We start from the raw sequence: 2,092 nt of genomic DNA, 5'->3' as shown, positions 1-2,092 counted from the left end.
CCGCTCGCCCGGCGGATCCGTCCCCATCGTCCGCCGCAGGCTCGCCACCCCGTCGGCGGCCGCGCGTCGCACCGCCTCCGAGGTGCCGCCGACGATCGCCGCGACCTCCGCGTACGGCAGGCCGCCGAGGTAGCGGTACGCGACCGCCAGGCGCTGCCGCTCGGGCAGGCCCGCGACCGCCGACCACAGGTCGGGGTCGCCGGATCCCGGCACGCCGAGGTCGGAGATGCCCTCGGGCACGTCCTCCACCGGCAGGGCGCGACGGCCGCGGGCGCGGATCGCGTCGAGTGCCTTCCGATGCGCGATGGTCACGAGCCAGGCGCGCACGTCGGCGCGCGGCCCGAGCCCCGGATACGCGACGAGCGCCGACAGGAACGTCTCCGACCAGGCGTCCTCGGCGTCCGCGTGCCCGCCGAGCACCGCCCGGCACACGCGGAGCACCACGGCGCCGTGCTCGGTCACGACCCTGTCGAACGGCTGCATCATCTCCACACCGGGTAGACGCCGGGGCGGGGTGGTCCGTGAGGTCGGCGTGCGGGATCAGTCTCGCGGATCCCGCGGCCGGCCCGCGCTCCCGGATGCGCGCCGCAGCCGCGGGCGCGGCCCGCGCTGCCCGCGGCGCGGCCTGCGCACGTTCGACGGTCCTCGCCTGCGGACGCGCCGTGCGCCCGCTCGCGGTCTCCGGTGCCCCGGCAGTGCGGGTCGTAGGGACTACCCGTGACCCTCCCCGGGGATGACGACCCGGGACGCGCGCGTGGCGAGGATGGGAGACGCGGCGTCCCCCCGTCCGCGACCCGCTCCGTCCGGAGCATCCCGTCGCCGGCCCGACCCCCTCGGGTCGGCGGCGGGGCCCGCGCGACAGATGAGGATCCGCATGGACAGCACCTTGAGCCCGGCCGCCCGCGACGACGAGGAGGCCCTGCCCGGTACCGCCCCGCGCGCCCTCCGCGTGTTCGTGGTCGACGAGGAGGCGCCCATCACGCAGCTGCTGTCGCTCGCGCTGCGGATGGAGGGCTGGGACGTGCGCGTCTTCGCGACCGGTCGCGGCGCGATCGCCGCCGCGGTGGACGACGCGCCCGACGCGATCCTGCTCGACATGACGCTGCCGGACGTCTCGGGCGTGGAGGTCGTGGGTGAGCTGCGGCGTGCCGGCATCGCCACGCCCGTGCTGTTCCTGACCGGCCGCGACTCCCTCGAGGACCGGCTCGCGGCCTTCCGCGCCGGCGCCGACGACTACGTGACGAAGCCCTTCGGCCTGGAGGAGGTCGTCGAGACGCTGCGCGTGCTCTTCCGCCGGCGCGGGCTCGCCGCGGCGGTGGTCACCGCGGGCGACCTCGTGCTCGACCCGGCCTCCGGCGAGGCCTGGCTGGCGGGCGTGGCGCTGGAGCTGGATCCGATGGACCTGGTCGTCGTGCGGGCGCTCGCCGAGGAGCCGTCGCGGCGGCTCTCACGTCGGGAGCTCGTGCACCGGCTGACGGACGCCGGGTTCGACCTGGTGGCGCCCCGCGCGCTCCTCGACCTGCCGTCGGTCACCGGGCGACGCGCCGGGCGCGACCAGGCGGTCCTGGTGGCCGTCGCGGGCGACGAGCTGGTGCTCGCGCCGGTCGTCTGACGTCCACCGGCCACCGGCCGCCCGGTCGGCCACCCCAGTCCGGGGGTGGATCCCGCGTGTCACCCCCGCAACTCCGGGGTTCACGAGTCACACGCGTCACACTGCGCCGGAGATTTCCCCAGGTGAGTAGCGGAAATCCCTACAGTCGGCGGTAGGGAGAAGATCCTCCCCGCCGCGTTCCCCGGACCCCGGAGCGCGTCCCCACTACCGCACGGACGCGGCACAGCCATGGCGCGGACGGCGGTCGGCACCACTGGAGATGTCATGACCCGTCCCACCCCCGCCGCGTCCCGCGGCAGGTCGTTCCGCCGCGCCGCCGCCGGCGCCTGCCTCTCGGCGTCGCTCGTGATCCTGCCCCTCGCGATGGCGCCCGCCGCCCACGCCGAGACCGTCTCCGTGGACAGCGCCCCCGTCGCCGTCGAGGCGCCCGTCGCGACGCCGACCCCCGAGGCGGACGCGCCCGCGCCCGCGGACGAGGCC

2 protein-coding genes and 1 pseudogene are annotated in these 2,092 nt (G+C 76.9%); 2 read left to right on the top strand and 1 reads right to left on the bottom strand.

From position 1 onward, the window contains the following. Positions 1-483: RNA polymerase sigma factor (locus tag Q6969_RS15225; RefSeq protein ID WP_317231199.1), on the bottom strand; the 483-nt coding region annotated here is incomplete at its 3' end. A 391-nt stretch (positions 484-874) separates the two neighbouring features. On the opposite strand from Q6969_RS15225, the gene Q6969_RS15220 reads away from it, so the two are divergent. Next, positions 875-1,612, top strand: coding sequence for a response regulator transcription factor (locus tag Q6969_RS15220; RefSeq protein ID WP_317231198.1), 738 nt, complete (start codon positions 875-877; stop codon positions 1,610-1,612). Positions 1,613-1,876: 264 nt separating this feature from the next. Continuing rightward, a pseudogene (locus tag Q6969_RS15215) lies at positions 1,877-2,092 on the top strand (sortase); the annotation flags it as partial.

This window comes from Clavibacter sp. MX14-G9D (assembly GCF_032917815.1).
In the GTDB taxonomy this organism is placed as follows: Bacteria; Actinomycetota; Actinomycetes; order Actinomycetales; family Microbacteriaceae; genus Clavibacter; species Clavibacter michiganensis_K.
Note: the sequence above shows the minus strand (reverse complement) of the source record. Positions and strands in the feature narration are given on the sequence as shown.

Bases quoted from the DNA above. Each gene is read 5' to 3' on its own strand.
- Q6969_RS15220 (WP_317231198.1), top strand. From the start codon at position 875: ATGGACAGCACCTTGAGCCCGGCCGCCCGCGACGACGAGGAGGCCCTG.